This is a genomic window from Microbacterium sp. 22296, assembly GCF_052045385.1.
In the GTDB taxonomy this organism is placed as follows: domain Bacteria; phylum Actinomycetota; class Actinomycetes; order Actinomycetales; family Microbacteriaceae; genus Microbacterium.
Genome location: NZ_JBQEOS010000006.1, coordinates 166154 through 192266, shown reverse-complemented (window position 1 = coordinate 192266; position 26113 = coordinate 166154). Strand labels below are relative to the sequence as shown.

The window sequence follows — 26113 nt, the reverse complement described above, 5'->3', positions numbered from 1 at the left end:
GTCCCCGCCCGTCGGTAGACTCTCATCTCGTGTCCGACGCACCCGAGATCACCCCCGAGGCCGTCGCCTCCGCCGTCGATGCCGCGCTTGCGGCCATCGCAGCGGCCGCGACCACGGCCGACCTGAAAGCCGTCCGCTCCGCGCACACCGGTGAGCAGTCCGCCCTCGCGCGGCTGAACGCCCAGATGCGCCACGTCGCCCCCGACCAGAAGGCGGCGTTCGGCAAGCTCGTCGGCCAGGCCCGCGGCCAGGTCAATCAGGCGCTCGCCGCCCGCGAGTCCGAGGTGGCCGAGGCCGAGACCGCCGCGCAGCTCGAGGCCGAGCGCGTCGACGTCACGGCGCTGCCGCAGCGTGCGCGCGTGGGGGCGCGGCATCCCATTTCCCTCCTGCAGGAGCAGGTGTCCGACATCTTCGTCGGCATGGGATGGGAGATCGCCGAGGGCCCCGAGCTCGAGCACGAGTGGTTCAACTTCGACGCGCTGAACTTCGACGTCGACCACCCCGCGCGCCAGATGCAGGACACGTTCTTCGTCGACCCGGTCGCGCGCCACCTGGTGCTCCGCACCCACACGAGCCCCGTTCAGGTGCGGTCGATGCTCGAGCGCGACCTGCCGATCTACGTGCTCTGCCCGGGCCGGGTGTACCGCACCGACGAGTTCGACGCGACGCACCTGCCGGTGTTCACGCAGTTCGAGGGCCTCGTCATCGACAAGAACATCACGATGGCGCACCTCAAGGGCACCCTCGACCACGCCGCGCGCGTGCTCTTCGGACCCGAGGCCAAGACGCGTTTCCGCGCCAACTTCTTCCCCTTCACCGAGCCGAGCGCCGAACTCGACCTGTGGCACCCCACCTTCAAGGGCGGGGCGCGCTGGATCGAGTGGGGCGGCTGCGGCATGGTGAACCCCAACGTCCTGCGAGCCGCCGGTATCGATCCCGAGGAGTACTCGGGCTTCGCGTTCGGCATGGGCATCGAGCGCACGCTCATGTTCCGTAGCGACGTGCAAGACATGCGCGACATGGCCGAGGGCGATGTGCGCTTCAGCGAGCAGTTCGGAATGGTGGTCTGATGCGCGTCCCGCTCTCCTGGTTGCGCGAGTACGTCGACGTGCCCGCCGAGGCGACCCCCGAAGACGTCTTGGCCGCCCTCGTCTCGGTCGGCTTCGAAGAAGAGGACGTGCACCGCTTCGAGCTGTCCGGCCCCATCGTCGTCGGCGAGGTGAAGGAGTTCATCCCCGAGCCGCAGTCCAACGGCAAGACCATCCGCTGGTGCCAGGTCGACGTCGGTGCCGAGAACGGGGGAGTGCGCGGCGTCGTCTGCGGTGCCGGCAACTTCTTCGAGGGCGACAAGGTCGTGGTGACCCTGCCCGGCTCCGTGCTGCCCGGCCCCTTCCCCATCGCCGCACGCAAGACCTACGGGCACGTGTCCGACGGCATGATCGCCTCGGCGAAGGAGCTGGGGCTCGGCAGCGAGCATTCCGGCATCCTGCGTCTGATCGACCTCGGCATCGACGCGCCCGTCGGAACGGATGCCATCGCGCTGCTGGGTCTCGACGACCTCGCCGTCGAGATCAACGTCACCCCCGACCGCGGTTACGCCCTGTCGCTGCGCGGCGTCGCACGCGAGTACTCCCACGCGACCGGTGCCGACTTCCGCGATCCGGGCATCGGCCATGACGAGGCCGTCGCGCGCACGCCCGACGGGTTCTCGATCTCGGTCGACGACCAGTCGCCGATCCGCGGACGTGACGGCGCAACCGAGTTCGTCGCCCGCATCGTGCGCGACGTCGACCCCTCGCGGCCGACGCCGCCGTGGATGATCACGCGCCTGTCGCTGGCCGGCATCCGTTCGCTGGGGGTGCTGATCGACATCACCAACTACGTCATGCTCGAGCTCGGCCAGCCCATCCACGGCTACGACCTCGACCGGCTGCAGGGCGGCATCACCGTGNGCAGGGTGAGAAGCTCGAGACCCTCGACGGTCAGGTCCGCACGCTGAACGCCGAAGACCTGCTCATCACCGATGAGTCCGGCCCCATCGGCCTGGCCGGCGTCATGGGCGGCGGCCCCACCGAGATGAGCGATGCGACGCGCAACGTCCTCATCGAGGCGGCGACCTTCGACCAGGTGTCGATCGCGCGCACCGCCCGCCGGCACAAGCTGCCGTCGGAGGCCTCGCGCCGCTTCGAGCGCGGCGTCGACCCGCTGGTGCCGTACGTCGCCGCCGAACGCGTCGCGTCGCTGATGGTCGAACTCGCCGGGGGAACGCTCGACACCGAGCTCGGCGGGTCGCTGTCGTCGACCTACCGGCGCGAGCCGATCACCCTGCCCGCGGGCTTCGTGTCGGGCCTCATCGGGGTCGATTACACCGACGAGGAAACCGTGTCGGCCCTGCGGCTCATCGGCTGCGCCGTCGAGCAGCGCGACGGCGGCTGGTCGGTGACCGCGCCGTCGTGGCGCCACGACCTGACCGACAAGTGGACGCTCGCCGAAGAGGTGGCCCGCATCGAGGGCTACGACCGTATCCCCTCTGTGCTCCCGACGCCGCCGTCCGGGCGCGGCCTGACCGCCGCCCAGCAGGGTCGTCGTCGTGTGGCGAACGCGCTGGCCTCGGCCGGGTTCGTCGAGACCCCGTCGTTCCCGTTCACCACCGAGGAGCAGAACGCGCTGCACGGCTCGCCTTCCGGCGACCGGCTGCCGAGCGTCAAGCTCGCGAACCCGCTCGACGGGCTCGCGCCGTTCCTGCGTCGCTCGCTGATCCCCGCGCTGCTGCAGGTCGCCCACCGCAACGTCTCTCGCGGCATCGTCGACCTGGCGCTGTTCGAGGCCGGCACGGTGTTCCTCCCGAAGCCGGGCGTGCAGTACGGCACGCCGTCCGTGCCGCCGCTGGCCGTGCGCCCGGATGCCGCGACCCTCACCGCCCTCGACGCCTCGATCCCGCCCCAGCGCCGACACGTCGCCGTACTTCTCACCGGTCACACCGTGCCGAAGCAGCCCGGGCAGCCGGCCGTCGCGGCCGACCTCGCGGATGCCGTCGACGCGGTGCGCGTGCTGGCCGGGGCCGCCGGCATCGACATCGAACTCGTGCAGGCCCAGCGTGCGGCCCTGCACCCCGGACGCACCGCCCGCGTGCTCGCCGCTGGGCACGACATCGGCTACGTCGGTGAGCTGCTGCCGACCGTCGCTGCAGCGGCCGACCTGCCCGGCCGGGTGCTCGTCGCCGAGCTCGACCTCGACGCGATGCTCGAACTGGCGCAGGCGCGAGTGGTCGCGGCATCCCTCTCCGGATTCCCCGCCGCGACGCAGGACGTCTCGCTCACCGTTCCGCTCGACGTCGCCGCCGGTGCCGTGCGCGCGGCGCTCATCGAGGGGGGTGCACCGCTCCTCGAGGGCGCACGTCTGGTCGACGACTACCGTGGGCCGGGGCTGGCCGAGGGGACGAAGAGCCTCACCTACGCGCTGCGCTTCCGCGCCGCCGACCGCACTCTGACGGCCGCCGAGGCGACCGACGCGAAGCTCGCCGGGGTCGCAGTGGCCGCGGAGCGTTTCGGCGCCGCCATCCGCGACTGACGCGTCCCCTCCGAAGCGCCGCCGACTCCTGTCGCGCGGCGCTTCGGCGTTCCCGGCGCCGGCGTCGATTTGCCCGTCCGCCCGCGAGGCCGCTACCCTCGCCACATGTCGTCGATCACCGTGCGTACCGAGGAGCTCTCCGTGAGCACCGGTGGCGCGCGTCGACGTCGGGTCACGCGCCGACTCTCGGCGACCTCGTAAACCCGCCGACGGTCGGGCATGCGGGCGTCGCCGCCCCGGTTCACGCTGATTCAGCACACGTCCCGACTCGTAAGGTAGAACAATGACCCTCTCGGTCGCCGTCTCCGGCGCTTCCGGCTATGCGGGCGGCGAGATCCTCCGCCTGCTCGCCGCCCATCCCGACATCGAGGTCCGCACGGTCACCGCGCACTCCAGCGCCGGTCAGGCGCTCGTCGCCCACCAGCCCCACCTGCGCTCGCTCGCCCACCTCGACCTGCGGGCCACGACCCCCGAGGTGCTCGCCGGGCACGACGTGGTGTTCCTCGCCCTGCCGCACGGGCAGTCGGCGCAGTACACCGACGCCCTCGCCGACACGCCGTTGGTGATCGACGCCGGCGCCGACCACCGGCTCACCTCGCCCGAGGACTGGGCGGCGTTCTACGGCGGGGACCACCCCGAGCCGTGGGCGTACGGGGTGCCCGAGCTCACCGTCGGGGGCGTCAAGCAGCGAGAGCACCTCCGCGGTGCGACGCGCATCGCCGCCCCCGGATGCAACGCCTCGACCGTCGCCCTCTCGCTCGCCCCGGGGATCGCCGCGGGCGTGATCGATGCGGGCGACATCGTCTCTGTGCTCGCCGTGGGCCCGAGCGGCGCCGGCAAGGCCGCCAAGACCAACCTGCTCGCGAGCGAGATCCTGGGCACCGCGAATCCGTATGCCGTCGGCGGAACCCATCGGCACATCCCCGAGATCCGTCAGGCCCTCGCCGCGGCGGGTGCGCCGGCCGACGGCATCCGGATCTCCTTCACCCCCGTTCTCGTGCCGATGTCGCGCGGCATCCTCGCCACCTCGACCGCTCCGATCCGGGGCGACGTGACGGATGCCGAGATCCGTGCCGCCTGGGAGGCGGCCTACGCCGACGAGACGTTCGTCGAGCTGCTGCCCGCGGGGGTGTTCCCGCGCACGGCCGACGTGCTCGGGGCGAACGTCGCCTCGCTCGGCCTCGCCATCGACCGCGCGGCGAACCGTGTGATCGTCGTCGCAGCCGTCGACAACCTCGTCAAGGGCACCGCCGGAGCCGCGGTGCAGTCCATGAACATCGCCCTGGGCCTCGCCGAGGCCACCGCCCTTCCCCTGAACGGAGTCGCCCCGTGAGCGTGACCGCCCCCGCCGGATTCGAGGCGGCCGGAGTCGCCGTCGGCCTGAAGTCGACCGGCGCGCGCGACGTCGCCGTCGTCGTCAACCGCGGTCCCCTCAAGGTGGGGGCTGCGGTCTTCACCTCGAACAGGGCGAAGGCGAACCCCATCCTGTGGTCGGAGCAGGTCGTGAAGGACGGCGTCGTCGAGGCGGTCGTGCTCAACTCCGGCGGGGCGAACTGCTTCACCGGTGCGTTCGGCTTCCAGACGACTCACCAGACCGCCGAACGCGCCGCCGAGCTCCTCGGTGTCGGGGCGGGAGATGTGGTCGTCTGCTCGACCGGCTTGATCGGCACGGGCGACGAGGTGTTCCGCGCCAAAGTGCTCGACGGCGTCGCGAAGGGTGTCGCCGGGCTCTCCGCGGGCGGCGGCGAAGACGCTTCTCTCGCGATCATGACGACCGACTCGAAGCCCAAGCGGGCCGTCCACGCCGGCGACGGGTGGGCGATCGGCGGTATGGCGAAGGGGGCGGGCATGCTCGCGCCCGGCCTGGCGACGATGCTCGTCGTCATCACCACCGACGTCGTGCTCGACGCGTCGGAAGCGGATGCCGCGCTCCGCGCCGCCACGCGCGTGAGCTTCGACCGGTTGGACTCCGACGGGTGCATGTCGACGAACGACCAGGTCACCCTGCTGGCGAGCGGTGCGAGCGGCATCCGCGTCGACGCCGACGAGTTCACTGCCGCACTGACCGCGGTGTGCGACGACCTCGCCACCCAGCTGCAGGGTGACGCCGAGGGGGCCAGCCACGACATCACGATCCGGGTGACGAACGCGGCATCCGAGGACGACGCCGTCGAGGTGGGACGCTCCATCGCCCGGAACAACCTCTTCAAGGCCGCGATCTTCGGCAACGACCCCAACTGGGGACGCGTGCTCGCGGCGATCGGCACGACCGAGGCGGAGTTCGACCCCTACGACGTCGACGTGTGGATGAACGGGGTGCGCGTCTGCACCTCGGGCGGTCCCGACCGCCCTCGCGAGGACGTCGACCTCACCCCCCGCGCGACCGACCTCGTCGTCGACCTGCGCGTCGGGTCGGCCACGGCCACCATCCGCACCAACGACCTCACGCACGATTACGTCCACGAGAACAGCGCCTACTCCTCATGACCCACGTCGATCTCCAAGACACCGATCCCGCCGAAGCCAGCGAGCGGGCGGTCACGCTCGTCGAGTCGCTGCCGTGGGTGCGCAAGTACCGCGATCAGGTCGTGGTCGTGAAGTACGGCGGAAACGCCATGGTCAGCGAAGAGCTGCAGGACGCGTTCGCCGCCGACATCGCCTACCTCCGCTACGTGGGCGTCAAGCCCGTCGTCGTGCACGGCGGCGGACCGCAGATCTCGTCGATGCTGAACCGGCTCGACATCCCCAGCGAGTTCCGCGGCGGCTACCGCGTGACCTCGACCGAGGCGATCGGCGTCGTGCGCATGGTGCTCACCGGCCAGATCAACCCGCAGCTGGTGGCCAAGGTCAATGCGCACGGACCCCTCGCGACAGGCCTCAGCGGCGAGGACGCCGGCCTGTTCGGCGGTCGTCGCCGCGGCGTGATGGTCGACGGCGTCGAGCACGACCTCGGGCGTGTCGGCGATGTCGTCACCGTCGACCCGCAGACCGTGCTCGACCACCTCGCGGCGGGTCGCGTGCCGATCGTCTCGAGCATCGCGCCCGACCTCGACAACCCGGGCACGTCGTTGAACGTGAACGCGGATGCCGCAGCGGCCGCTCTCGCGACGGCGCTCAACGCCAAGAAGCTCGTGGTGCTGACCGATGTGCCCGGCCTCTACGCCGACTGGCCGAACCGGGACTCGCTCGTGTCGCACCTGACCTCGACGGAGCTGCGCGCGATGCTGCCGAAGCTCGAGTCGGGCATGATCCCGAAGATGCAGGCGTGCCTCGACGCGGTCGAGGGGGGAGTGCCCACGGCCGCCATCATCGACGGACGCGTGCCGCACTCGGTGCTCGTCGAACTGTTCACCAACAAGGGAATCGGAACGGAGGTGGTCGCATGACCATCGCAACCTGGCAGGAAGACGCCGGACGCGACCTCGTCCGCAGCTTCGGCGACCGCATGGCCCTGTTCGTGCGCGGTGAGGGCGCGTACGTCTGGGACAGCGACGACAAGAAGTACCTCGACTTCCTCGCGGGGATCGCCGTCAACGCCCTCGGCCACGCGCACCCGGTGTTCGTCGAGGCGCTGACCGCGCAGGCGTCGACGCTCTCCCACGTGTCGAACTACTTCGCCACGCCGCCGCAGCTCGCGATGGCGGCGCGCCTCAAGCGGCTCGCGGGCACGGGGGAGTCGGGCCGGGTGTACTTCGGCAACTCCGGCGCCGAGGCCAACGAGGCGGCGTTGAAGCTCGCCCGCCTGCACGGCCGCGGCACGGATCGCACCCGCATCCTCACGCTGAAGGGCGGCTTCCACGGCCGCACGATGGGCGCGCTCGCCCTGACGGGCAAGCCGGCGCTCCAGGCCGACTTCCTGCCCATGGTGCCCGGCGTCGAGCACATCGACGCGACCATCGACGCTCTCGATGCCGCGATGGACGAGCGCGTCGCCGCCCTGCTCGTCGAGCCCATCCAGGGCGAGGCCGGGGTCGTGGAGCTCCCCGAGGGGTACCTGCAGGCCGCGCGCGAGATCACCGCGCGCCACGGCGCCCTGCTGATCGTCGACGAGATCCAGACCGGCGCCGGCCGTACCGGTGCCTGGTTCGCGTTCCAGCACGCCGGCATCGTGCCCGACGCGATCACCGTGGCGAAGGGCATCGGCGGCGGATTCCCCATCGGCGCGCTCATCACGTTCGGCGCCGCGAGCGATCTGTTCTTCCCCGGTACCCACGGCTCGACCTTCGGGGGCAACGCCCTGGGCACCGCCGTCGGCGGTGCGGTGCTCGAAGAGATCGAGTCCGCCGGTCTCGTCGAGAACGCCGCTCGTCGAGAGGCTCAGCTGCGCGAGGGAATCGCCGCGCTCGGCTCGCCGCTGGTCGCGGGCGTCCGCGGTCGGGGCCTGCTGCTCGGCCTCGGGCTCACCAGCCCGGTCGCCAAGGCCGTCGTCGCCGCGGCGCAACAGCACGGCCTGATCGTGAACGCCGCGAACGACGACACCATCCGCATCGCCCCGCCGCTGACGATCGCGGATGCCGAGGTGGCCGAGTTCCTCGACCTGTTCGGCACAGCCCTCGCCACCGTCTCCGATGCCCTGATCCTCGAAGGAGCCCCCGCGTGACCCGCCACCTGCTGCGCGACGACGACCTGACCCCGGCCGAGCAGGCCGAGATCCTCGACCTCGCCATCGAGCTGAAGAAGGACCGCTGGGCGCAGAAGCCGCTCGAAGGCCCCCAGACCGTCGCGGTGATCTTCGACAAGTCGTCGACCCGCACGCGCGTGTCGTTCGCCGTGGGCATCGCCGACCTGGGCGGATCGCCGCTCATCATCTCGACGGCCAACAGCCAGCTCGGCGGCAAGGAGACCCCCTCCGACACCGCGCGCGTGCTCGAACGTCAGGTGGCCGCGATCGTGTGGCGCACCTACGCGCAGGCGGGTCTGGAGGAGATGGCGCGCGGCACCCGCGTGCCGGTCGTCAACGCGTTGAGCGACGACTTCCATCCGTGCCAGCTGCTCGCCGACCTGCTCACGATCCGCGAGCATAAGGGCGACCTGAAGGGGCTCACCCTGTCGTTCTTCGGCGACGGGCGCAGCAACATGGCCCACTCCTACGTGCTCGCCTGCGTCACCGCCGGCATGCACGTGCGGGTCGCGGCCCCCGCCGACTACGCGCCCCGAGCCGACGTGATCGCGGATGCCGAGCGCATCGCCGCCGAGACCGGGGGATCGATCACCCTCTCGACCGACCCCGAAGCCGCGGCATCCGGAGCCGACGTCGTGGTCACCGACACGTGGGTGTCGATGGGCAAAGAGGAGGAGAAGATCGCGCGCATCCGCGACCTCGGCGGGTTCAAGGTCACGACCGAGCTCATGACGCGGGCCGCGGACGACGCGATCTTCATCCACTGCCTCCCCGCCGACCGCGGGTACGAGGTCGACGCCGAGGTCATCGACGGACCGCAGAGCGTGGTGTGGGACGAGGCCGAGAACCGCCTCCACGCCCAGAAGGCGTTGCTGGTGTGGCTTCTGCGTCAGCAGTGACGACCTCGCCGATCGGTCGTGCCTGGTCCCGTTTCGACGGGCCGGGCCGACTGGTCGGCGTGGATCTCGCGCGCGGCCTCGCGGTGCTCGGCATGCTGGCCGCGCACCTGCTCGACACCGAGCGGCGGCTCACGCTCGATCCCGACACGTGGGTCACCCTCGTCAACGGACGTTCGTCGATCCTGTTCGCGACCCTCGCGGGCGTATCGATCGCGCTCGTGACCGGCGGGTCGCGGCCGATCGGACCGGAGCGCCGCCCCCGCGCGGGCGCGCGATTGGCGTTGCGCGGGGCGATGCTGTGGGTCATCGGCATGCTGCTGGTGGCCACCGGGGTGCCGGTGTACGTCATCCTGCCCGCGTACGCCCTGCTGTTCGTGCTGGCCGTGCCGTTTCTGGGGATGCGCGCGCGGGGACTGTTCCTCACCGCGGGGGTGCTCGCCCTCGTGATGCCGTGGATCCAGCCGGTGCTCGACGCGGCACCCCTCTGGGCGGGACGCGCGGGAGCGGAGATCTCCGCGGCGGTCGGGTGGAACTATCCGTTCACGGTGTGGATCGCGTTCCTGCTCGCCGGGATGGGCGTCGGGCGGCTCGACCTGCGTCGACTGGACGTGCAGGCAGCGCTGGTGACGGCGGGCGGGGCCCTTCTGCTCGCGGGCTACGGCGCGGCGCTCGCGACCGCGCCGGCCGTCGCCGGTCGCCCCTATCTGGCGACCGTGCTGACCGCCGAGGACCACTCCTCGGGGCTGTGGGAGGTCATCGGGTCGGGCGGGTTCGCCGTCGCCACGATCGGTGTCTGCCTGCTGCTATGTCGTACGCCGCTGCGGTGTGTGGCCGTGCCGCTGCGGGCGGTGGGGTCGATGCCCCTCACGGCGTACGTGCTGCAGCTGGTGGTGTGGGCCGTCGTCGCCCTCGCCCTGCTCGGTGACACGGGCGACCTGTACGGCATCCGCGATGCGGGGCTCTTCCTGCCTCTCACCCTCGGCCTCCTCGCCGGGTGCACGGTATGGGCGCTGACCCTCGGGCGCGGTCCGTTGGAGGGGCTGATCGACGTCGTGGTGCGTCTCGTCGTGGGACGGGATGCCGCTGTCCGCCCCCGCGTGTCGCATGCGGGCTCGGACGACGGCGTCGGCTCGGACTCCCGCTCCGAGTCGGGCTCCGGCCGGGGCTCGGGCTCCGGCACCGACCCCGGATCCGGCGGTGTCGGCGGCCCTCGGTAGGCTGGGAGCATGAGTCACGAGAGCGGTCAGACGACGAACGAGGGTGCCCTGTGGGGCGCCCGTTTCTCGGGCGGCCCGTCTCCCGAACTGGCGGCGCTGAGCCGCTCGACCCACTTCGACTGGGATCTCGCGCTCTACGACATCGCGGGTTCGCACGCCCACGCGGCGGCCCTCGAGGCGGCGGGGTACCTCACGGCCGATGAGGCCCGCACCATGCACGACGGTCTCGACGAGCTCGCTGCCCGGGTGCGCGACGGTTCTCTCGTCGCGGCTCCCGGCGACGAAGACGTGCACGGCGCCCTCGAGCGGGTGCTCATCGAGACGGTGGGCCCTGCCATCGGCGGCAAACTCCGCGCCGGTCGCAGCCGCAACGATCAGATCGCCACCCTCGTTCGGCTCTACCTGCTCGACCACGCCCGCACCATCACGCGCGAGGTGCTCCGCCTCGTCGACGCCCTCGTCGCTCAGGCCGAGGCGCACGAGAGTGCCATCATGCCGGGCCGTACGCATCTGCAGCACGCGCAGCCCGTGCTGCTCGCGCATCACCTGCAGGCCTATGGCTGGGCGTTCACGCGCGGTATCGAGCGCCTGCGCGACTGGTCGGTGCGCGCCTCGGTCTCGCCCTACGGCGGCGGCGCGCTCGCCGGCGCGACCCTGGGTCTCGACCCGCAGCTCGTGGCCGACCACCTGGGACTCGCCCGCCCCGCCGAGAACTCCCTCGACGGCACCGCCTCGCGTGATGTCGTGGCCGAGTTCGCGTTCATCACCGCCATGATCGGCGTCGACCTGTCGCGGTTGTCCGAAGACGTCATCCTGTGGAACACGCGCGAGTTCGGATTCGTCACCCTCGACGACGCGTACTCGACCGGGTCGAGCATCATGCCGCAGAAGAAGAACCCCGACATCGCCGAGCTCGCTCGCGGAAAGGCGGGCCGGCTGATCGGCAACCTGTCGGGTCTGCTCGCCACGCTCAAGGGTCTGCCGCTGGCGTACAACCGCGACCTGCAGGAAGACAAGGAGCCGGTCTTCGACTCCGTGCGTACCCTCGAGCTCGTCCTGCCCGCATTCTCCGGCATGATCGCGACGCTCCGTTTCCACACCGACCGCATGGCCGAGCTCGCCCCGCAGGGGTTCTCCCTCGCCACCGACGTCGCCGAGTGGCTCGTGCGTCAGGGGATCGCGTTCCGCGACGCGCATGAGATCTCGGGCGCTCTCGTGCGGGCGTGCGAGGAGCGCGAGATCGGGCTCGAAGACGCCGATGACGCCCTCCTGGCATCCGTGTCGCCCTCGCTCACCCCCGCGGTGCGCGAGGTGCTCACCATCGAGGGCTCGGTGGCGAGCCGCACGGGGGCGGGCGGCACGGCTCCTCAGCGCGTCCGCGAGCAGCGCGAAGACCTCGTGGCCCGCGCGCAGGCCGCCGCCCGGCTGCTCATCGACTGAATATCAGCTATTCACTTATCAAAATGAATAGATAAGCGATAGGCTTATGTCGTGACCGTGGCCGTGATCGCCGACATCGTCGCCTCCCGGCGGCTCCACGACCGCGCCGCCGCGCAGCGCCGCATCGCTGAGGTCGTCGATCAGGTCGACACCGATCTGCCGGTCGCCGTCCACGTGCTGACCGCGACGGTCGGCGACGAACTGCAGGGCGAATACGCCCGCCTCGACGACGCCCTCGCCTCGCTGCTGCTGGTGCGCCTGACCCTTCCCGACGACATCGACTGCCGCTTCGGCGTGGGGGTCGGCGAGGTGCGCCCCATCGAGCTCGACGACCGCACCGTGCCCGAGGGGCCCGCGTGGTGGGCCGCGCGGACGGCCGTCGAGACCGTCGAGCGGATGCAGCAACGCGCCGCGCCGTTCGCGCGCACCTGGATCGTCGCCTCCGAGGGAGAAGATGCCGCCATGGCCGATACCGTCGCCGTCGCAGGCGCCTACGCCCTCGCGCGCGATCAGCTCGTCTCGGCGATGAGCGAGCGGACGCGCCGACTCACCGCGGGGCGCTGTCTCGGACGGTCGCAACGCGAACTCGCCGAACGCGAGGGCATCAGCCAGTCGGCGGTGTCGCAGGCTCTCACTGCGGCCGGGTCGGCCGCGCTCGTCGAGGGCTTCGCCGTGCTCACGCGGGGAGTGCGCGCGTGAGCGTCGCCGGGTCGGATGCGCTTCTCGCGGGGTTCGCCGTGCTGATGCGGGGAGTGCGCGCGTGATCGCCGCAGGACTCCTCCTGCTCGCGGTCGGCGCGGTCGATCTGCTCCGGCAGATGATCCGCGCCCGGCGGTGGATCGCCTACGCGGTCGCCGCGGCCCTGCTCATCGTCGTCGCGGCCGGTGTCGACGCCGTGATCGCCGGACTACTCGCCGTCGCCGTCGCCGCGATCTGGACCTGGGTCGTCCCCGAGCACGGTCCCGCCCGCGCGGGACTCTGGCCGGTCGCGCTGCTCGCTCTCGCCGCCGTCGCGTGCGTGGTGGTCGCACCCGGCCGCGCGCGTCCCGGCATCCTGGGTCAGATGTGGGCCTCGTACCGCCCGATGGATGCCGTATCGATCGACGTGGTCGTGCTGGTGGTGGGATGCCTGATCTTCCTACTCGAGTCCGGCAACGCCGTGGTGCGCATCGCCCTGCGTTCGGAGATGGGCGCGGGCGGGACGTCCGACGAGACCGCTGCTCCGACGCTCAAGGGCGGCAGGCTCATCGGGCCGCTGGAGCGCATCCTCGTCTTCGCGCTGACGCTCGCGGGTGCCTACACGCTCATCGCCGCGGTGCTCGCCGCGAAGGGCATCGTCCGCTTCCCCGAGATCTCCCGCGACGGCGAGGGCGGCGACCGCGCAGAGTACTTCCTCATCGGCAGCCTGGTCAGTTGGGTGACGGCGTTGGCAGCGGCGTTCCTCGTGGCGTGGGGCATCGCGCCGGGGTGAGCGCGGAGACCGAGGCGGCGGGGAGGCCCGGCTCGTAGCGGCGCCGGGTGGGCGGCATCCGGGGTCCGACACCCCCGCTGATACCCTGAACCGGTGTCTGCCTCGATCGACGCGGCGCCCGTGAGCGCCCTCGCACCCGCCAACGATCCGACCTTCGACAACGTCTGGGACGAGCTCGTCTATCGGGGGCTCATCCACGTGTCGACCGACGAGGGCGAGCTGCGCGAGCTGCTCGGCGGAGACCCGATCGTGTACTACTGCGGCTTCGACCCGACCGCGCCGAGCCTGCACCTGGGAAACCTGGTGCAGCTCCTGACGATGCGCCGCCTCCAGCTCGCCGGGCACCGTCCCCTCGGCCTCGTCGGCGGCTCGACCGGCCTCGTCGGCGACCCGCGCCCCACGGCCGAGCGCACGCTCAACACGCGCGAGACCGTCGAGGAGTGGGTCGGCAAGCTCCGCGCCCAGGTCGAACGCTTCCTCAGCTTCGAGGGTGAGAACGCCGCCCGCATCGTCAACAACCTCGACTGGACGGCGCCGCTGAGCGCCATCGACTTCCTGCGCGAGATCGGAAAGCACTTCCGCGTCGGCACGATGCTGAAGAAAGACGCCGTCAGCGCGCGCCTGAATTCCGAGGCCGGGATCAGCTACACCGAGTTCAGCTACCAGATCCTGCAGGGCCTGGACTACCTCGAGCTGCATCGCCAGTACGGCTGCGTGCTGCAGACCGGCGGCAGCGACCAGTGGGGCAATCTCACCAGCGGCACCGACCTGGTCCGCAAGGTCGAGGGCGTCTCGGTGCACGCCATCGGCACGCCGCTCATCACCAACAGCGACGGCACGAAGTTCGGCAAGAGCGAGGGCAACGCCATCTGGCTCGATGCCGAGATGTGCAGCCCGTGGGTGATGTACCAGTTCTGGCTCAACACCGACGACCGTGACGTTGTGGACCGCATGAAGGTGTTCACGTTCCTCACGCGCGCCGAGATCGAGGAGTACGCCGCGCTGGTGGAGGCCGAGCCGTTCCGCCGCACCGCGCAGAAGCGCCTCGCCCGCGAGGTGCTGACCACCGTGCACGGCGAGGAGGCGACCGAGGCCGTCATCGCGGCGACCGAGGCGCTGTTCGGCCAGGGCGATGTGACGGCACTGGATGCCGACGTGCTCCGCACCGCGCTCGAGGAACTGCCGCATGCGACCGTCGCCGCCGGGTCGACCGTGGTCGAGGCGCTCACGGCCACCGGGCTGTCGTCGAGCCTCAGCGACGCGCGCCGCGCGATCGCCCAGGGCGGCGTCTCGCTCGACGGCGAGAAGGTGACCGCTGACGACGCGATCGTCACCGGCGCCCTGCCGGGCGGCGTGTCGGTGCTGCGCCGCGGTAAGAAGACGCTCGCGGGGCTGTTCCTGAGTTGACATGCCGTTCACCGTCAGTCACGCGGTCGTCGCGCTCCCGTTCCTGCGCACGCCGCTCGTGCCGGCGGCCGTCGCCATCGGGGCGATGACGCCCGATCTGCCGTTGTTCCTGCGCGGGATCGTGCCGTCGTACTCGGTGACCCACGATCTGCGGTGGTTGCCCGTCACGATGGTCATGGCGTTCGTGCTGCTCCTGGTGTGGCGCTGCGTGCTGCGCCCCGCGACCCGGGAGGTGACGCCCCGCATCGTCGCCGACCGCCTCCCGGCGGTCTGGGATGCCGGGGCCCGCGCGGGCGTTCGCGAGACGCTCGGCGGGGGAGTCGTCGGCATCCTGTGGCTCGTCCTGTCGCTGGCACTGGGCGTGATCACGCACGTCGCGTGGGACTTCTTCACGCACGAGGGTCGGGCGGGGGAGTCCCTGTTCCCGGTCCTCGAGCAGCAGTGGGGGCCGCTGCTGGGCGTGAAGTGGTTGCAATACGGCTCGGGGGTGTTCGGACTGGCGGGGCTCGCGATCTTCGGGATCTGGTGGTGGTCGCGGCAGACCGCGATGCCCGTACGGCGTGTGCTCCCGGATGCCGTGCGCGTGGCGTGGTGGGTATCGCTGCCCACCGCCCTGGTCGTCGCGACCCTCGTCGCGCTCGCGGTGCACGGGGGTTTCGACGCCGACTACACGCCGACCCACCTCATCTACGGCGTCCTGGTGAAGGTCGCCGGCGTGTGGGGCGCGGCGACGCTGCTGCTCGCGCTGTTCGTGCAGGCGCTCCAGCGGCGTGGAGTGCAGCGGGGGTTCGGGTCCCTCCGCCGGGCTCAGGGACCGGGCAGCGGTGGCTGAGGTGCGTCTCGGGGCGGTCACAAGGTCAGTGATCCGCGTCAGGTCAGTCGATTGAGGCTGATGTGCGCTGAGGTCGTGCGAATCGCTGAGGCTGTGCGCGCGGCGGGCGGGTCGCCGTACCGCGGAAGCGTCGGCGAGTGAGCGGATCCGACCGCGGGCTCGCCCCGCCCGCGGGTCACGCCGGGCGTCCGAGCGGGCGGCGGTTAGACTCGACGACGTTATGACGAAGGCGGGAGACTCGGTGTCGGCGAGCACGAAGGGCACGAAAACGGGCACGGACGAGGTCATCCTCGGACCCACCGGACGCCCCTACCAGGGGTTCCCCACCCCGAAGCCGCTCGACGGACACGGTCCCGCCCGCATCATCGCGCTGTGCAACCAGAAGGGCGGCGTCGGCAAGACGACGACGACCATCAACCTGGCCGCCTCCCTCGCCGGCTACGGCCGTCGCGTGCTCGCGATCGACTTCGACCCGCAGGGTGCGCTGTCGGCGGGTCTCGGCATCCAGACGCACGACGTGCCGACGATCTACGACCTGCTGCTCGACACCAAGCGCGACCCGCGCGAGGTGATCGTCCCGACCCGCGTCGAGGGACTCGATCTGCTCCCGGCCAACATCGACCTGTCGGCGGCCGAGGTGCACCTCGTCAACGAGGTCGCCCGCGAGACGATCCTCGCCCGGGTGCTGCGCAAGGTGGCGGCCGACTACGACGTCATCCTCATCGACTGCCAGCCCTCGCTCGGTCTTCTCACGGTCAATGCGCTCACGGCGGCGCACGGCGTGCTCATCCCGCTCGAGTGCGAGTTCTTCGCCCTGCGCGGAGTGGCGCTGCTCGTCGAGACCATCGACAAGGTGCGCGACCGCCTCAACCCTGCGATCGAGCTCGACGGCGTGCTCGCGACCATGTACGACCCCCGCACGCTCCACTCGCGCGAGGTGCTCGAGCGGGTCGTCGAGGCGTTCGGCGACGACGTGCTCGAGACGGTCATCGGTCGCACGGTCAAATTCCCGGATGCCTCGGTCTCGGGCATGCCCATCACGGAGTTCGCGCCCGAGCACGCCGCCGCCCAGGCCTACCTGCGGTTGGCGCGGGAGCTGGTCGCCCGTGGCGCCGTCGCCTGACGACACCTTCGCCGACCCCGCCGGGTCCGGTGGCTTCGACAGGCTCAGCCACCTCTCCGCGGGAGGCTCCCTCGCGACGCAGGTCCCGGAGCCTCCGGCGCAGGTCCCCGAGCTTGCGACGCAGGTCCCTGAGCCCGCGACGCAGGTCCCTGAGCTTGTCGAAGGGACCGGCACGGACGGCCCCCGCTTCCGCGTCTCGCTCCCCGTCTTCGACGGACCCTTCGACCTGCTCCTCACCCTCATCTCGCGGGCCGAGCTCGACATCACCGAGGTCGCGCTCAGCCGCGTGACCGACGAGTTCATCGCCTACCTGCGCGCGATGGGACCCGAGGGCGACCTCGACGAGGCCTCCGAGTTCCTCGTCGTCGCCGCCACCCTGCTCGACATGAAGATCGCCGGCCTCCTCCCGCAGGGAGAACTCGTGGATGCCGAGTCGGTGGCGCTCCTGGAGGCGCGCGACCTTCTGTTCGCGCGCCTGCTGCAGTACCGCGCCTTCAAGGAGGTGTCGGCGTGGTTCGCCCGCTGCCTGCAGCGCGAGGACCGCCGGCACACCCGCAACGTCCGCCTCGACGAGAAGTACCGCAGCGCCGTGCCGGAGTTGAAATGGACCCTCAGCGCCGACGACTTCGCCGCCCTCGCCGTGCTGGCGTTCGCGCCGAAGCAGATCCCGACCGTGGGCCTCGATCACCTGCACGCACCCCTGATCAGCATCCGCGAGCAGGCCGCCATCGTGGTGACCCTCCTCCGCTCGGCGGGCACCCTGAACTTCCGCGACCTCGTCGCGGGCGTCACCGAGACGGGGGTCGTCGTCGCGCGGTTCCTGTCGATCCTCGAGCTGTACCGTCACGCCGCGCTGTCGTTCGAACAGCTGGAGCCGCTGGGCGAGCTGACCCTGCGCTGGACCGCCGAACGGTGGTCGGAAGACAACCTCGCCGCCCTGGGAGCCGACTATGACCGCTGATCCCACCCCCGATGCGAGCGCGCCGGGCGGCGCGACCGCGCCGGGCGACGCGACCGCGCCCGGCGGCGACACCGCACCGGGCGGCGACGCCTCGCCGGCTGACGCGACCGCGCCGCGCGACGCCGTGCCCGCAGCCTCGGCGAGTCCCGCCCGGCGCCCGAGCGATGCGGCATCCGTCGCGCGTCGTCTCGAGGCGATCCTGCTCGTCCTCGACGAACCCCAGAGCCTGGTGAGTCTCGCGGCCGCGGTGGCGGCGCCCGTGCCCGCCGTCCGGCAGGCGGTCGAGGCGCTGGTGGCCGACTACGACGGCGAGACCGGCGGACCGGTCCGCGGTTTCGAGCTGCGCGAGGTCGGCGGCGGGTGGCGCCTCTACGTGCGCGAGGAGCACGACGACGTCGTCGCCGAGTTCGTGAACACGCAGGCCCCCTCGCGCCTGTCGCAGGCGGCGCTGGAGACCCTGGCCGTCATCGCGTACAAGCAGCCCGTCACGCGCGGGCAGGTGGCATCCATCCGTGCCGTCAACGTGGACTCGGTCATTCGGACCCTGCTCTCGCGGGGGCTGATCACCGAGGTGTTCACCGACCCCGACACCGGTGCCATCCACTACGGCACCACCGACCAGCTGCTGGTCAACCTCGGCATCAACTCGCTCGACGAGCTGCCGCACATCTCGCCGTTGCTCGACGACGGCTCGGACGGATTCGACGGAGAGGTACTGAAATGAGCGACGCTTCTACAGGCTCAGCGACCACGGGCGAGGGCTCGGCGAGTGATGACGGCATCCGTCTGCAGAAGGTGCTCGCCAATCGCGGGGTCGCCTCGCGCCGCGTGGCCGAGAACATGATCGTCGAGGGCCGCGTCCGCGTGAACGGCCTCGTCGTCACCGAGCTCGGCCGCCGCATCCATCCCGAGTCCGACCTCGTCGACGTCGACGGCACGGCGATCCAGCTCGACGAGACCAAGCGCTACGTCATCCTCAACAAGCCCACCGGGGTCGTGAGCTCGATGAGCGACGATCGCGGGCGTCCCGATCTGCGGCAGTGGGCCGACGAGTGGGAGGAGCGTCTCTACAACGTCGGACGACTGGATGCCGACACCAGCGGTCTGCTGGTGCTGACAAACGACGGCGCTCTCGCTCACGTGCTCGCCCACCCCTCGTTCGGGGTGACCAAGGTGTACATCGCCAAGGTCGAGGGGCAGGTGCTCCCGCAGACCATCCAGCGGCTCCTCAAGGGCGTGCAGCTCGACGACGGGCGGATCGCGGCCGACAAGGCGCGGCTGCTCGACTCCTCGCGCGGTGAGAGCCTGGTCGAGTTGACGCTGCACTCCGGCAAGAACCGCATCGTGCGCCGCATGATGGCGGAGGTCGGTCACCCCGTGGTCGAGCTCGTGCGGCGGCAGTTCGGACCCCTGCACCTGGGAACTCTCCCGGTGGGAGCTGCGCGCGAGTTGACTACAGTAGAACGTGGTGCCCTGCTGACGCTGTCTCGTCGAGACGGCGACACTCCGACGGAGTGAGCCTCCGGGGCGTCTTGCGGCGCCTGGCGCACCGCACAGGGCAGCAGGAGACCCGATGAGCGAACCGAACGGAACGTCCGCGCGCGCGGCCGGTCCCTTGGCGACCCGCACGAGCGGAACGGTCCGCGTCGTCGGCTCGGGCCTGCTGGGCGCGAGCATCGGCCACGCGCTGACGGCTCTCGGCGTCGACGTTGTGCTCGTCGACGCGTCTCCGTCGCAGCTGCGCCTGGCGATCGACTACGGCGCCGGCCGCGCCGAACACCCCGACGACGCTCCGTCGCTGATCGTGGTGGCCGTGCCGCCCGACGTCACGGCCGACGTCGTGCAGCGCGAGCTCGGGGCGTACCCGGATGCCGTTGTCACCGACGTCGCGAGCGTCAAGCTCGAGCCGCTGCGCACCCTTCGTCAGCGCGGTGTCGACCTCACGCACTACATCGGCTCGCACCCCATGGCCGGACGCGAGCGCGGGGGAGCGATCTCCGCCCGCGCCGACATCTTCGTCGGACGCCCCTGGGTGGTGTGCCGCGACGGCGAGACCTCCGCACACGATCTCTCGCTCGTCGAAGGCCTCGCCCTCGACCTTGGCGCGAGCCTCATCGAGATGACCCCCGAAGAGCACGACGAGTCGGTCGCCCTCATGTCGCACGTGCCGCAGCTGGTCGCGAGCCTGCTCGCCGGCCGCTTCGTCGAGGCCCCCGACGGCTCCCTGCGTCTCGCAGGTCAGGGGGTGCGCGACACCACCCGCATCGCGGCATCCGCTCCCGAGCTGTGGGTGCAGATCCTGGGCGCGAACGCCGCTCCCGTGGTCGAGGTGCTCGATCAGCTTGCCGCCGATCTCGGCGACGTCGCCGACGCCCTGCGCGACCCCGATGCGCCCGGGGCCCGACGCACGGTCGCCGACACCATCCGCCGCGGCAACGAGGGCGTGGAGCGCCTGCCCGGCAAGCACGGGCAGAACCGTCGTTTCGACACCTTCGTCGTCATGGTCGACGACACCTCCGGCCAGCTGGGTCGCCTTTTCGGCGAGCTCGGCGACCTCGACGTCAACGTCGAAGACCTGCGCCTCGAGCACTCGCCCGGAGCCCCGTTCGGTCTCGCCGAGATCAGCGTCGTCCCCGATGCGGTCCGTCGGGCCGTCGACGGGCTCCAGCAGCGCGGATGGCGGATTGCGAGCACCACCCATGACTGACCTTCCCACCCCGTCCCTGACCAAGCCCGCGTTCGACGCGGCGGTCAGCCCCTCCGCCGAGGGCTCTGCGCCCACGGGCGCGGCATCCGGAGCCCCCGTCGTCGTGGCCATCGACGGTCCCGCCGGCAGCGGCAAGTCGAGCGTCTCGAAGGCCGCCGCCACGCGGCTCGGCTACGGCTTCCTCGATACCGGCGCCGCCTACCGCGCCCTCGCCTGGCACGCGCTCGAGCACGGGGTCGACACCTCCGACTCCACCGCCGTGCTCGAGGTGTTCGGCGACTTCGACTACGCCATCTCGCTCGACACCCGCGACCGGTGGGTGCGCGTGGGCGGGGTCGACGTGACCGCCGCCATCCGGGAGCCCCGCGTCACCGACGCCGTCAGCGGTGTGGCGCGCGTGGCCCCGGTGCGGAAGGCCGTCAACGACCTGTTCCGCCGGCTCGTGGCCGCAGCTGCCGTCGAGGGCGTCGTGGTCGAGGGCCGCGACATCACCACCGTCGTCTATCCCGACGCGCCCGTACGCATCCTGCTGACCGCGGCTCCGGAGGTGCGGGCCGCGCGCCGCAGCAAAGAGCTCACGAACCAGGATGCCGCCAAGGTCGCCGCCGCCCTGCACAAGCGCGACGCCGCCGATTCCACGGTCGTCGACTTCCTCACCGCCGCCCCCGGCGTCGAGGTCGTCGATTCGACCCACTTGAATTTCGAACAGACCGTCGACGCCGTGCTGAGCGTCGTCGACTCCACGATGGGAGCCCGCGATGGGCGTTGAAGACGAGTACGAGGGCGGGCCCGACCAGCTCGCCGAGAAGATGGAGCAGCTCGACGAGGTGCTCGCCGAACAGCGGGCCGAGGCGCTGCGCGCGGGGCTGGAGGACTTCGACCTCGACGAGGAAGACGCCGAGCTCCTCGCCGGTCTCGCCTCGGGCGAGGGGGCGATCGAGTTCCTGCCCGCGCTGCCGGTGGTCGCGATCGTCGGTCGCCCGAACGTCGGCAAGTCGGCGCTGGTGAACCGCATCCTCGGGCGCCGCGAGGCCGTCGTGGAGGACACTCCGGGTGTCACGCGCGACCGCGTCACGTACAAGGCCGAGTGGCTCGACCGCCGCTTCTCGCTGGTCGACACCGGCGGCTGGGAGCCCGACGCGAAGGGCATCGACCGCTCGGTCGCCGCCCAGGCCGAGGTCGCAATCGACCTCGCCGACATCGTGCTGTTCGTGGTGGATGCCACGGTGGGCGCGACCTCGACCGACGAGCACGTCGTGAAGCTGCTGCGCAAGAGCGGCAAGCCGGTGTTCCTCATCGCCAACAAGGTCGACGACGCCCGCCACGAGCCCGAGGCCGCAGCCCTGTGGAACCTCGGCCTCGGCGAGCCGCACCCCGTCTCGGCCATCCACGGTCGCGGCGTGGCCGACCTGCTGGACGCGATCATGAAGGTGCTGCCCGAGATCTCGGCCGTGGCGCGGTACGAGATCGGCGGGCCGCGTCGCGTGGCCATCCTCGGCCGCCCGAACGTCGGCAAGTCGTCGCTGCTCAACAAGGCCGCGGGCGAGGAGCGCGTGGTCGTCAACGAGCTCGCCGGCACCACCCGCGACCCCGTCGACGAGGTCGTCGAGCTCGGCGGCAAGCTCTGGACCCTGGTCGACACGGCCGGCATCCGTCGTCGTGTGCACCTCTCGCAGGGTGCCGACTTCTACGCCTCGCTGCGCACCTCCACGGCGCTGGAGAAGAGCGAGGTCGCGGTCGTCGTGATCGACGTGTCGCAGCCGATCAGCGTGCAGGACCTCAACATCATCGACCTCGTGCTCGAGTCGGGCCGCGCGCTGGTGCTGGCGTTCAACAAGTGGGACCGCCTGAACGACGACGACATGGAGAACCAGGATCGTCGCCGCTACCTCGAGCGCGAGATCGAGCAGGACCTCGCGCACGTCGCGTGGGCCCCGCGCGTGAACATCTCGGCCCGCACCGGTCGCCACCTCGACAAGCTGGTGCCCGCTCTCGAGCAGGCGCTGGAGTCGTGGGACACCCGCATCCCCACCGGAAAGTTCAACGCGTTCCTGTCGGAGCTCGTGGCCGAGCACCCGCACCCCCTGCGCGGTGGCAAGCAGCCCCGCATCCTGTTCGGGACGCAGGCGGCGACGCGTCCGCCGACCTTCGTGCTGTTCACGACCGGGTTCCTCGACCCGGGCTACCGCCGGTTCATCCAGCGCCGCCTGCGCGAGATCTACGGCTTCGAGGGCACCCCGATCGTGCTGAACATGCGCATCCGCGAGAAGCGCCAGCGCTGACCCGCGTCGCGAACGCCCCGGTTCCCCTCACGGGAGTCGGGGCGTTCGCGTGTGAACGCAAGGGCACGGGACGGATGCCGAGACGTCGGTACAGTCGGGCGACGGAGCCGCCGCGGCATCCGGGATCCGTACGGGAGACACCTCATGAGCCACGTCGCACCACCCCTCGACCAGCCGTACTACGGGGCGCCCCTCGGCGCGGCCGTGCGTCGCTTCTTCGCGAAGTACGCCACGTTCCGCGGCCGGGCGAGTCGCAGTGAGTACTGGTGGTGGGTTCTCGTGGGCACCGTGGTCGGCGCGGTGCTCAACGCGCTGCCGACCGTGACCGACGGGGTACGCGTCGAGGCCGACGGGTCGTTGACGGTCACCGGTCCGCTCGGCGTCATCCTGACGTTCGTGTGGGTGATCTGGGCGGTGGCGACCTTCATCCCGACCCTGGCCGTGCTCGTGCGTCGACTGCACGACGCGGGCCGCAGCGGGTTCTGGATCTTCATCGGGCTGGTGCCGGTGATCGGCGTGATCGTGCTCTTCGTCTTCACGGTGCTCGGCCCGCGGCCCGAGGGGGCGCGTTTCGATCGGTGAGGGGCGACGCGGGACCTGCGCGACCGGGTCGGGGTGACGGCGATGGTTGCCTCCTTCCGTCCGGGTCGAGGAGGGCACAGGGCTCGCGCCAGCACTCCTGCGCCGTTCTGCGCGGCCCGATGTGACGTCCGTCGACGCCCGCGTGGTGCCGGTGTGCGAGGCTGTCAGCGATGACCATCGAACCTCCCGCCCCGGATGAGCCGCGGCGTCCGCAGGGGCCGCGCGATCCCGGCGACGCGTGGGTCGTCGCGCCCACCGGTGAGAAGTACTGGGGCCGTTTCGGTGCGGCGGGACTGCTGGCGCTCGACGCCGAGCGGGGCGTGCTGCTGCAGCACCGCGTGTCGTGGAGCCACTTCGGAGACACCTGGGCTCTGCCCGGCGGCGCGCGCCACGAGGGGGAGTCCGCTCGTGACGGCGCTTTGCGCGAGTCCGGCGAAGAGGCGGGCGTGCCCGAGGATGCCGTGCAGGCACGCTTCGAGAGCGTGCTCGATCTCGGCGTCTGGTCGTACACGACCCTCGTCGCCGACGTCACTTCGCCGTTCGAGCCGGTGATCAGCGACCCCGAGAGCGTCGCGTTGGCGTGGGTGCCCGTCGACGAGGTCGATGCGCTGCCCCTGCATCCAGGATTTGCGTCCGCGTGGCCCGCGTTGCGCGCGGCGCTGGGGGTGTGCCCCGCGATCCTCGTCGACGCGGCGAACGTCGTGGGCTCGGTGCCCGACGGGTGGTGGAAGGACCGCGCGGGAGCCGCCGGCCGTCTGCTCGAGCGCCTGTCCGCCCTGGCCGAGGGGGGAGTGGATGCCGAGGAGCTCGGGCTTCCGGCGACGCGGTGGTTCCCCTTCGTCGGCGCCGTGCTCGAGGGGGATGCGCGCGCCGCGGACGTCGACCACGACCTGGTGGCGGTGTGGCGCGCATCGGGTTCCGGCGACGATCAGATCGTCGCGGTGACCGAGAAGCTTTTGGGAACGTGGGACCCGGTCATCGTCGTGACGAGCGACCGGGGGCTGGCGGCGCGGGTCGAAGCCCTCGGAGCCACGGTGCGCGGCGCGGGCTGGCTGCGCGACCAGCTCGGCTGAGGGACCGTATCGCCCCAAGGCCCGGTGGACAGCACGTCATGGAGCGCGGCCGAACGGGTGGCCGTCGGGTGCGATGACTCTTCGCCTCCGCAGTGGCCGGTCTTCGGTCGACGGCGTTCGTATCGGCGACGAGCGCACCCGTGAGATCGGATGCCGCGGGCTCGCTCGTGAAGCCCACGTCGCGGTAGGGGAAGGCGCCCGCGGATGACGCAGGTGCCCCACCCGCGGAGGTGTGCGCCGCGGCCTCCCGCGCGGTTTCAGTCGCTGTCGCGCCCGCGGAGCTTCTCGATCTCGCGGCGGTCGCGTTTCGTGGGGCGACCGGCGCCGCGGTCGCGGACGGGCACGAACGGCATGCTCTCCTTCGACGGCGGCGGGGGAGTGCGGTCGTCGACCGACTCGGCGACGAGCGCCGCGCCGACCCGCTTCGCGATCGTCTTCTTCACCACGAGGATCCGGTCGAACCCCTGGATGCGTACGCGCAACTCGTCGCCCGGCCGAACGGGTTGCGCGGCCTTGGCGCGTTCGCCGTTGACGCGCACGTGTCCCGCGCGGCACGCGGTGGTCGCGGCCGACCGGGTCTTGTAGACGCGGATGGCCCACAGCCACGCGTCGACGCGCGTGGTGGTGCTGGCATCCGTCATGTGGGGTCCCCGTTCGGCGAACCTCCATCGTAAGTCGGCGGGTCAGGTGCGGAGGGTCAGCGCGACGAGCGCGTGGTCGCGTTCGGGTCGACCGGGGTGAGCCCGGCCGGTGCGGCGCGGAGCGTCAGCCCAACGAGCGCGCGGTCGGGATCGGGCCGACCTGAGTAAGCCCGGCCGGTCAGTCGCGGAGCGTCAGCGCGACGAGGGCGCGGTCGGGTTTGGGTCGGTCGACGACGGTGAATCCCGCCGCTTCGAAGACGGGCAGGATGCCGCGGAACAACTGATTCGACGACTTCTTCGCCGCGGTCGGATCGAGCGGGTAGCCCTCGACCACGCGGGCGCCTCCCTCTCGGGCGGTGGCGACCGCCGCATCCAGGAGTCGGGCCGTCAGGCCCTTCTTGCGGTGCTCGGTGCGGACGACGAAGCACGACACGGCCCACACGTCGTCGGCGTCGAGCGGTTCTTCGGTGGATGCCGTCACGTCGCGGGTGCGCACCAACCTGGGCTGCGTCGCGCGCGGTCCGACCCGTACCCAGCCGGCGGGCTCGCCGTCGATGTAGGCGATCAAGCCCGGTGGGCGATCCCCGGCGAGCTCGGTGCGGAACATCTCGGTGCGGTCGTCGATCGACGCCTCCTTCCACGGGCCGTTGGGCAGCAGCCACCACTGACACTGGCACTCGGGACCGTCGCCGCTGTCGAGCGCCGTCTCGGCGTCGTCGAATCGTTCACCGGTGGCGGGGAGGATCTCGATCGTCATGTCCGAGACGGTAGCGAGGGGCTCCGACATCGGCAATGCACTGCTCCGCCAGCCCTCGTCCGGCCCGCACACGCCCGGGGCGGCGCTGGTTCGCGAGACGCGCGCGGAGCGGCTAAGATAGACGAGTTGCCCGCTCGCGGGTAACGGGATGTGGCGCAGCTTGGTAGCGCACTTGACTGGGGGTCAAGGGGTCGCAGGTTCAAATCCTGTCATCCCGACCAATTGATTGTTACTCAAACCATTGGACAAGTTGTCCCTTGGGTTGGTCGACGAAGAAGAGCCTTCCGCGGAAACGCGGGAGGCTCTTTCGTTTGTGGTGGCGGTATTCGCCTGCCAGTCGTGCAGTGCTTCGTTGACGTCGGTGCGGACGGGGCGGATGTGGATGCCGTCGTCCTCGACGTAAACGATGAGGCGCCGGAAGAACGCGGCGAGGAGGTCGCGGCGGGTGTTGCCTGCGAGGCTGCTGTAGAGGTCGCCGGGGTTCTCTAGGAGGTCCACGTATGCCAGTACTCGTTCGGCTCCTGATCGGA

24 protein-coding genes, 1 tRNA gene and 1 pseudogene are annotated in these 26113 nt (G+C 71.2%); 23 read left to right on the top strand and 3 right to left on the bottom strand.

Annotated features, from left to right (window positions below):
- Positions 1 to 29: 29 nt before the first annotated feature.
- The 22 genes and pseudogenes from pheS to ACTJJP_RS13010 all read left to right on the top strand — a co-directional run bounded on the left by pheS (position 30) and on the right by ACTJJP_RS13010 (position 24185).
- Entirely contained in the window at positions 30 to 1070 is a 1041-nt protein-coding gene (gene pheS, locus ACTJJP_RS13115; protein WP_440775438.1) for a phenylalanine--tRNA ligase subunit alpha, read from the top strand.
- Positions 1070 to 3570 (top strand): annotated as a pseudogene (pheT, locus tag ACTJJP_RS13110) (phenylalanine--tRNA ligase subunit beta). Before pheS ends, pheT begins: the two are co-directional and overlap by 1 nt.
- A gap of 283 nt (positions 3571 to 3853) precedes the next feature.
- Complete coding sequence (gene argC, locus ACTJJP_RS13105) at positions 3854 to 4903, top strand: N-acetyl-gamma-glutamyl-phosphate reductase (RefSeq protein ID WP_440775437.1); 1050 nt, start codon at positions 3854 to 3856, stop codon at positions 4901 to 4903.
- Positions 4900 to 6057: a bifunctional glutamate N-acetyltransferase/amino-acid acetyltransferase ArgJ gene (argJ, locus tag ACTJJP_RS13100; RefSeq protein ID WP_440775436.1), complete on the top strand. Its 1158-nt coding sequence runs from the start codon at positions 4900 to 4902 to the stop codon at positions 6055 to 6057. Before argC ends, argJ begins: the two co-directional genes overlap by 4 nt.
- Positions 6054 to 6956, top strand: coding sequence for an acetylglutamate kinase (argB, locus tag ACTJJP_RS13095; RefSeq protein ID WP_440775435.1), 903 nt, complete (start codon positions 6054 to 6056; stop codon positions 6954 to 6956). Before argJ ends, argB begins: the two co-directional genes overlap by 4 nt.
- Positions 6953 to 8170, top strand: a complete 1218-nt coding sequence (locus ACTJJP_RS13090) for an acetylornithine transaminase (protein ID WP_440775434.1) — start codon at positions 6953 to 6955, stop codon at positions 8168 to 8170. The genes argB and ACTJJP_RS13090 overlap by 4 nt, the downstream gene beginning before the upstream one ends.
- Complete coding sequence (argF, locus tag ACTJJP_RS13085) at positions 8167 to 9090, top strand: ornithine carbamoyltransferase (protein ID WP_440775433.1); 924 nt, start codon at positions 8167 to 8169, stop codon at positions 9088 to 9090. Before ACTJJP_RS13090 ends, argF begins: the two co-directional genes overlap by 4 nt.
- Complete coding sequence (locus ACTJJP_RS13080) at positions 9069 to 10307, top strand: heparan-alpha-glucosaminide N-acetyltransferase domain-containing protein (RefSeq protein WP_440775432.1); 1239 nt, start codon at positions 9069 to 9071, stop codon at positions 10305 to 10307. Before argF ends, ACTJJP_RS13080 begins: the two co-directional genes overlap by 22 nt.
- A 9-nt stretch (positions 10308 to 10316) precedes the next feature.
- Positions 10317 to 11747, top strand: coding sequence for an argininosuccinate lyase (argH, locus tag ACTJJP_RS13075; protein WP_440775431.1), 1431 nt, complete (start codon positions 10317 to 10319; stop codon positions 11745 to 11747).
- A 51-nt stretch (positions 11748 to 11798) separates the two neighbouring features.
- Positions 11799 to 12446 carry a SatD family protein gene (locus ACTJJP_RS13070; protein WP_440775430.1) on the top strand — a complete coding sequence of 216 codons (648 nt, stop codon included), beginning with the start codon at positions 11799 to 11801 and terminating at the stop codon, positions 12444 to 12446.
- A 61-nt stretch (positions 12447 to 12507) separates the two neighbouring features.
- Positions 12508 to 13218, top strand: coding sequence for a hypothetical protein (locus ACTJJP_RS13065; RefSeq protein WP_440775429.1), 711 nt, complete (start codon positions 12508 to 12510; stop codon positions 13216 to 13218).
- A gap of 93 nt (positions 13219 to 13311) precedes the next feature.
- A complete protein-coding gene (tyrS, locus tag ACTJJP_RS13060) occupies positions 13312 to 14625 on the top strand; it encodes a tyrosine--tRNA ligase (protein ID WP_440775428.1) in 1314 nt (437 codons plus the stop codon).
- A 1-nt stretch (position 14626) separates the two neighbouring features.
- The gene (locus ACTJJP_RS13055) at positions 14627 to 15457 is read left to right on the top strand and encodes a DUF4184 family protein (RefSeq protein WP_440775427.1); all 831 of its coding nucleotides are present in this window, start codon (positions 14627 to 14629) and stop codon (positions 15455 to 15457) included.
- Positions 15458 to 15677: 220 nt separating this feature from the next.
- Complete coding sequence (locus ACTJJP_RS13050) at positions 15678 to 16580, top strand: ParA family protein (RefSeq protein ID WP_440775426.1); 903 nt, start codon at positions 15678 to 15680, stop codon at positions 16578 to 16580.
- Positions 16564 to 17541 (top strand): segregation and condensation protein A, encoded by a 978-nt coding sequence (locus ACTJJP_RS13045; RefSeq protein ID WP_440775425.1) that lies wholly within the window; start codon positions 16564 to 16566, stop codon positions 17539 to 17541. The genes ACTJJP_RS13050 and ACTJJP_RS13045 overlap by 17 nt, the downstream gene beginning before the upstream one ends.
- A complete protein-coding gene (gene scpB, locus ACTJJP_RS13040; RefSeq protein ID WP_440775424.1) occupies positions 17531 to 18265 on the top strand; it encodes an SMC-Scp complex subunit ScpB in 735 nt (244 codons plus the stop codon). The genes ACTJJP_RS13045 and scpB overlap by 11 nt, the downstream gene beginning before the upstream one ends.
- Positions 18262 to 19059: a pseudouridine synthase gene (locus ACTJJP_RS13035; RefSeq protein WP_440775423.1), complete on the top strand. Its 798-nt coding sequence runs from the start codon at positions 18262 to 18264 to the stop codon at positions 19057 to 19059. Before scpB ends, ACTJJP_RS13035 begins: the two co-directional genes overlap by 4 nt.
- A 55-nt stretch (positions 19060 to 19114) precedes the next feature.
- A complete protein-coding gene (locus ACTJJP_RS13030) occupies positions 19115 to 20248 on the top strand; it encodes a prephenate dehydrogenase (protein ID WP_440775422.1) in 1134 nt (377 codons plus the stop codon).
- Positions 20241 to 21017, top strand: coding sequence for a (d)CMP kinase (gene cmk, locus ACTJJP_RS13025; RefSeq protein ID WP_440775421.1), 777 nt, complete (start codon positions 20241 to 20243; stop codon positions 21015 to 21017). The genes ACTJJP_RS13030 and cmk overlap by 8 nt, the downstream gene beginning before the upstream one ends.
- Complete coding sequence (gene der / locus ACTJJP_RS13020) at positions 21007 to 22530, top strand: ribosome biogenesis GTPase Der (RefSeq protein WP_440775420.1); 1524 nt, start codon at positions 21007 to 21009, stop codon at positions 22528 to 22530. Before cmk ends, der begins: the two co-directional genes overlap by 11 nt.
- 144 nt (positions 22531 to 22674) lie before the next feature.
- Positions 22675 to 23112 carry a DUF805 domain-containing protein gene (locus ACTJJP_RS13015; protein ID WP_440775419.1) on the top strand — a complete coding sequence of 146 codons (438 nt, stop codon included), beginning with the start codon at positions 22675 to 22677 and terminating at the stop codon, positions 23110 to 23112.
- Positions 23113 to 23282: 170 nt separating this feature from the next.
- Positions 23283 to 24185: an NUDIX domain-containing protein gene (locus tag ACTJJP_RS13010; RefSeq protein ID WP_440775418.1), complete on the top strand. Its 903-nt coding sequence runs from the start codon at positions 23283 to 23285 to the stop codon at positions 24183 to 24185.
- 257 nt (positions 24186 to 24442) lie between these two features.
- On the opposite strand, the gene ACTJJP_RS13005 is transcribed toward ACTJJP_RS13010, so the two are convergent.
- Positions 24443 to 24826, bottom strand: coding sequence for an RNA-binding S4 domain-containing protein (locus tag ACTJJP_RS13005; RefSeq protein ID WP_440775417.1), 384 nt, complete (start codon positions 24824 to 24826; stop codon positions 24443 to 24445).
- A 178-nt stretch (positions 24827 to 25004) separates the two neighbouring features.
- A complete protein-coding gene (locus ACTJJP_RS13000) occupies positions 25005 to 25583 on the bottom strand; it encodes an N-acetyltransferase family protein (protein ID WP_440775416.1) in 579 nt (192 codons plus the stop codon).
- 144 nt (positions 25584 to 25727) lie between these two features.
- On the opposite strand from ACTJJP_RS13000, the gene ACTJJP_RS12995 reads away from it, so the two are divergent.
- Positions 25728 to 25804 (top strand) — tRNA-Pro (locus ACTJJP_RS12995).
- Here the strand turns inward: ACTJJP_RS12995 and ACTJJP_RS12990 are convergent.
- Positions 25767 to 26081, bottom strand: coding sequence for a hypothetical protein (locus ACTJJP_RS12990; RefSeq protein ID WP_440775415.1), 315 nt, complete (start codon positions 26079 to 26081; stop codon positions 25767 to 25769). The genes ACTJJP_RS12995 and ACTJJP_RS12990 overlap by 38 nt on opposite strands.
- Positions 26082 to 26113 lie beyond the last annotated feature (32 nt).

What these genes read in the sequence shown, in the direction of transcription:
- cmk (WP_440775421.1), top strand. Translation starts at nt 20,241, where the DNA reads ATGACTGACCTTCCCACCCCGTCCCTGACCAAGCCCGCGTTCGACGCG.
- ACTJJP_RS13015 (WP_440775419.1), top strand. Translation starts at nt 22,675, where the DNA reads ATGAGCCACGTCGCACCACCCCTCGACCAGCCGTACTACGGGGCGCCC.
- der (WP_440775420.1), top strand. Translation starts at nt 21,007, where the DNA reads ATGGGCGTTGAAGACGAGTACGAGGGCGGGCCCGACCAGCTCGCCGAG.
- ACTJJP_RS13050 (WP_440775426.1), top strand. Translation starts at nt 15,678, where the DNA reads ATGACGAAGGCGGGAGACTCGGTGTCGGCGAGCACGAAGGGCACGAAA.
- scpB (WP_440775424.1), top strand. Translation starts at nt 17,531, where the DNA reads ATGACCGCTGATCCCACCCCCGATGCGAGCGCGCCGGGCGGCGCGACC.
- ACTJJP_RS13090 (WP_440775434.1), top strand. Translation starts at nt 6,953, where the DNA reads ATGACCATCGCAACCTGGCAGGAAGACGCCGGACGCGACCTCGTCCGC.
- ACTJJP_RS13055 (WP_440775427.1), top strand. Translation starts at nt 14,627, where the DNA reads ATGCCGTTCACCGTCAGTCACGCGGTCGTCGCGCTCCCGTTCCTGCGC.
- ACTJJP_RS13030 (WP_440775422.1), top strand. Translation starts at nt 19,115, where the DNA reads ATGAGCGAACCGAACGGAACGTCCGCGCGCGCGGCCGGTCCCTTGGCG.
- ACTJJP_RS13010 (WP_440775418.1), top strand. Translation starts at nt 23,283, where the DNA reads ATGACCATCGAACCTCCCGCCCCGGATGAGCCGCGGCGTCCGCAGGGG.
- argC (WP_440775437.1), top strand. Translation starts at nt 3,854, where the DNA reads ATGACCCTCTCGGTCGCCGTCTCCGGCGCTTCCGGCTATGCGGGCGGC.
- ACTJJP_RS13035 (WP_440775423.1), top strand. Translation starts at nt 18,262, where the DNA reads ATGAGCGACGCTTCTACAGGCTCAGCGACCACGGGCGAGGGCTCGGCG.
- ACTJJP_RS13005 (WP_440775417.1), bottom strand. Translation starts at nt 24,826, where the DNA reads ATGACGGATGCCAGCACCACCACGCGCGTCGACGCGTGGCTGTGGGCC.
- ACTJJP_RS13000 (WP_440775416.1), bottom strand. Translation starts at nt 25,583, where the DNA reads ATGACGATCGAGATCCTCCCCGCCACCGGTGAACGATTCGACGACGCC.
- argB (WP_440775435.1), top strand. Translation starts at nt 6,054, where the DNA reads ATGACCCACGTCGATCTCCAAGACACCGATCCCGCCGAAGCCAGCGAG.
- argH (WP_440775431.1), top strand. Translation starts at nt 10,317, where the DNA reads ATGAGTCACGAGAGCGGTCAGACGACGAACGAGGGTGCCCTGTGGGGC.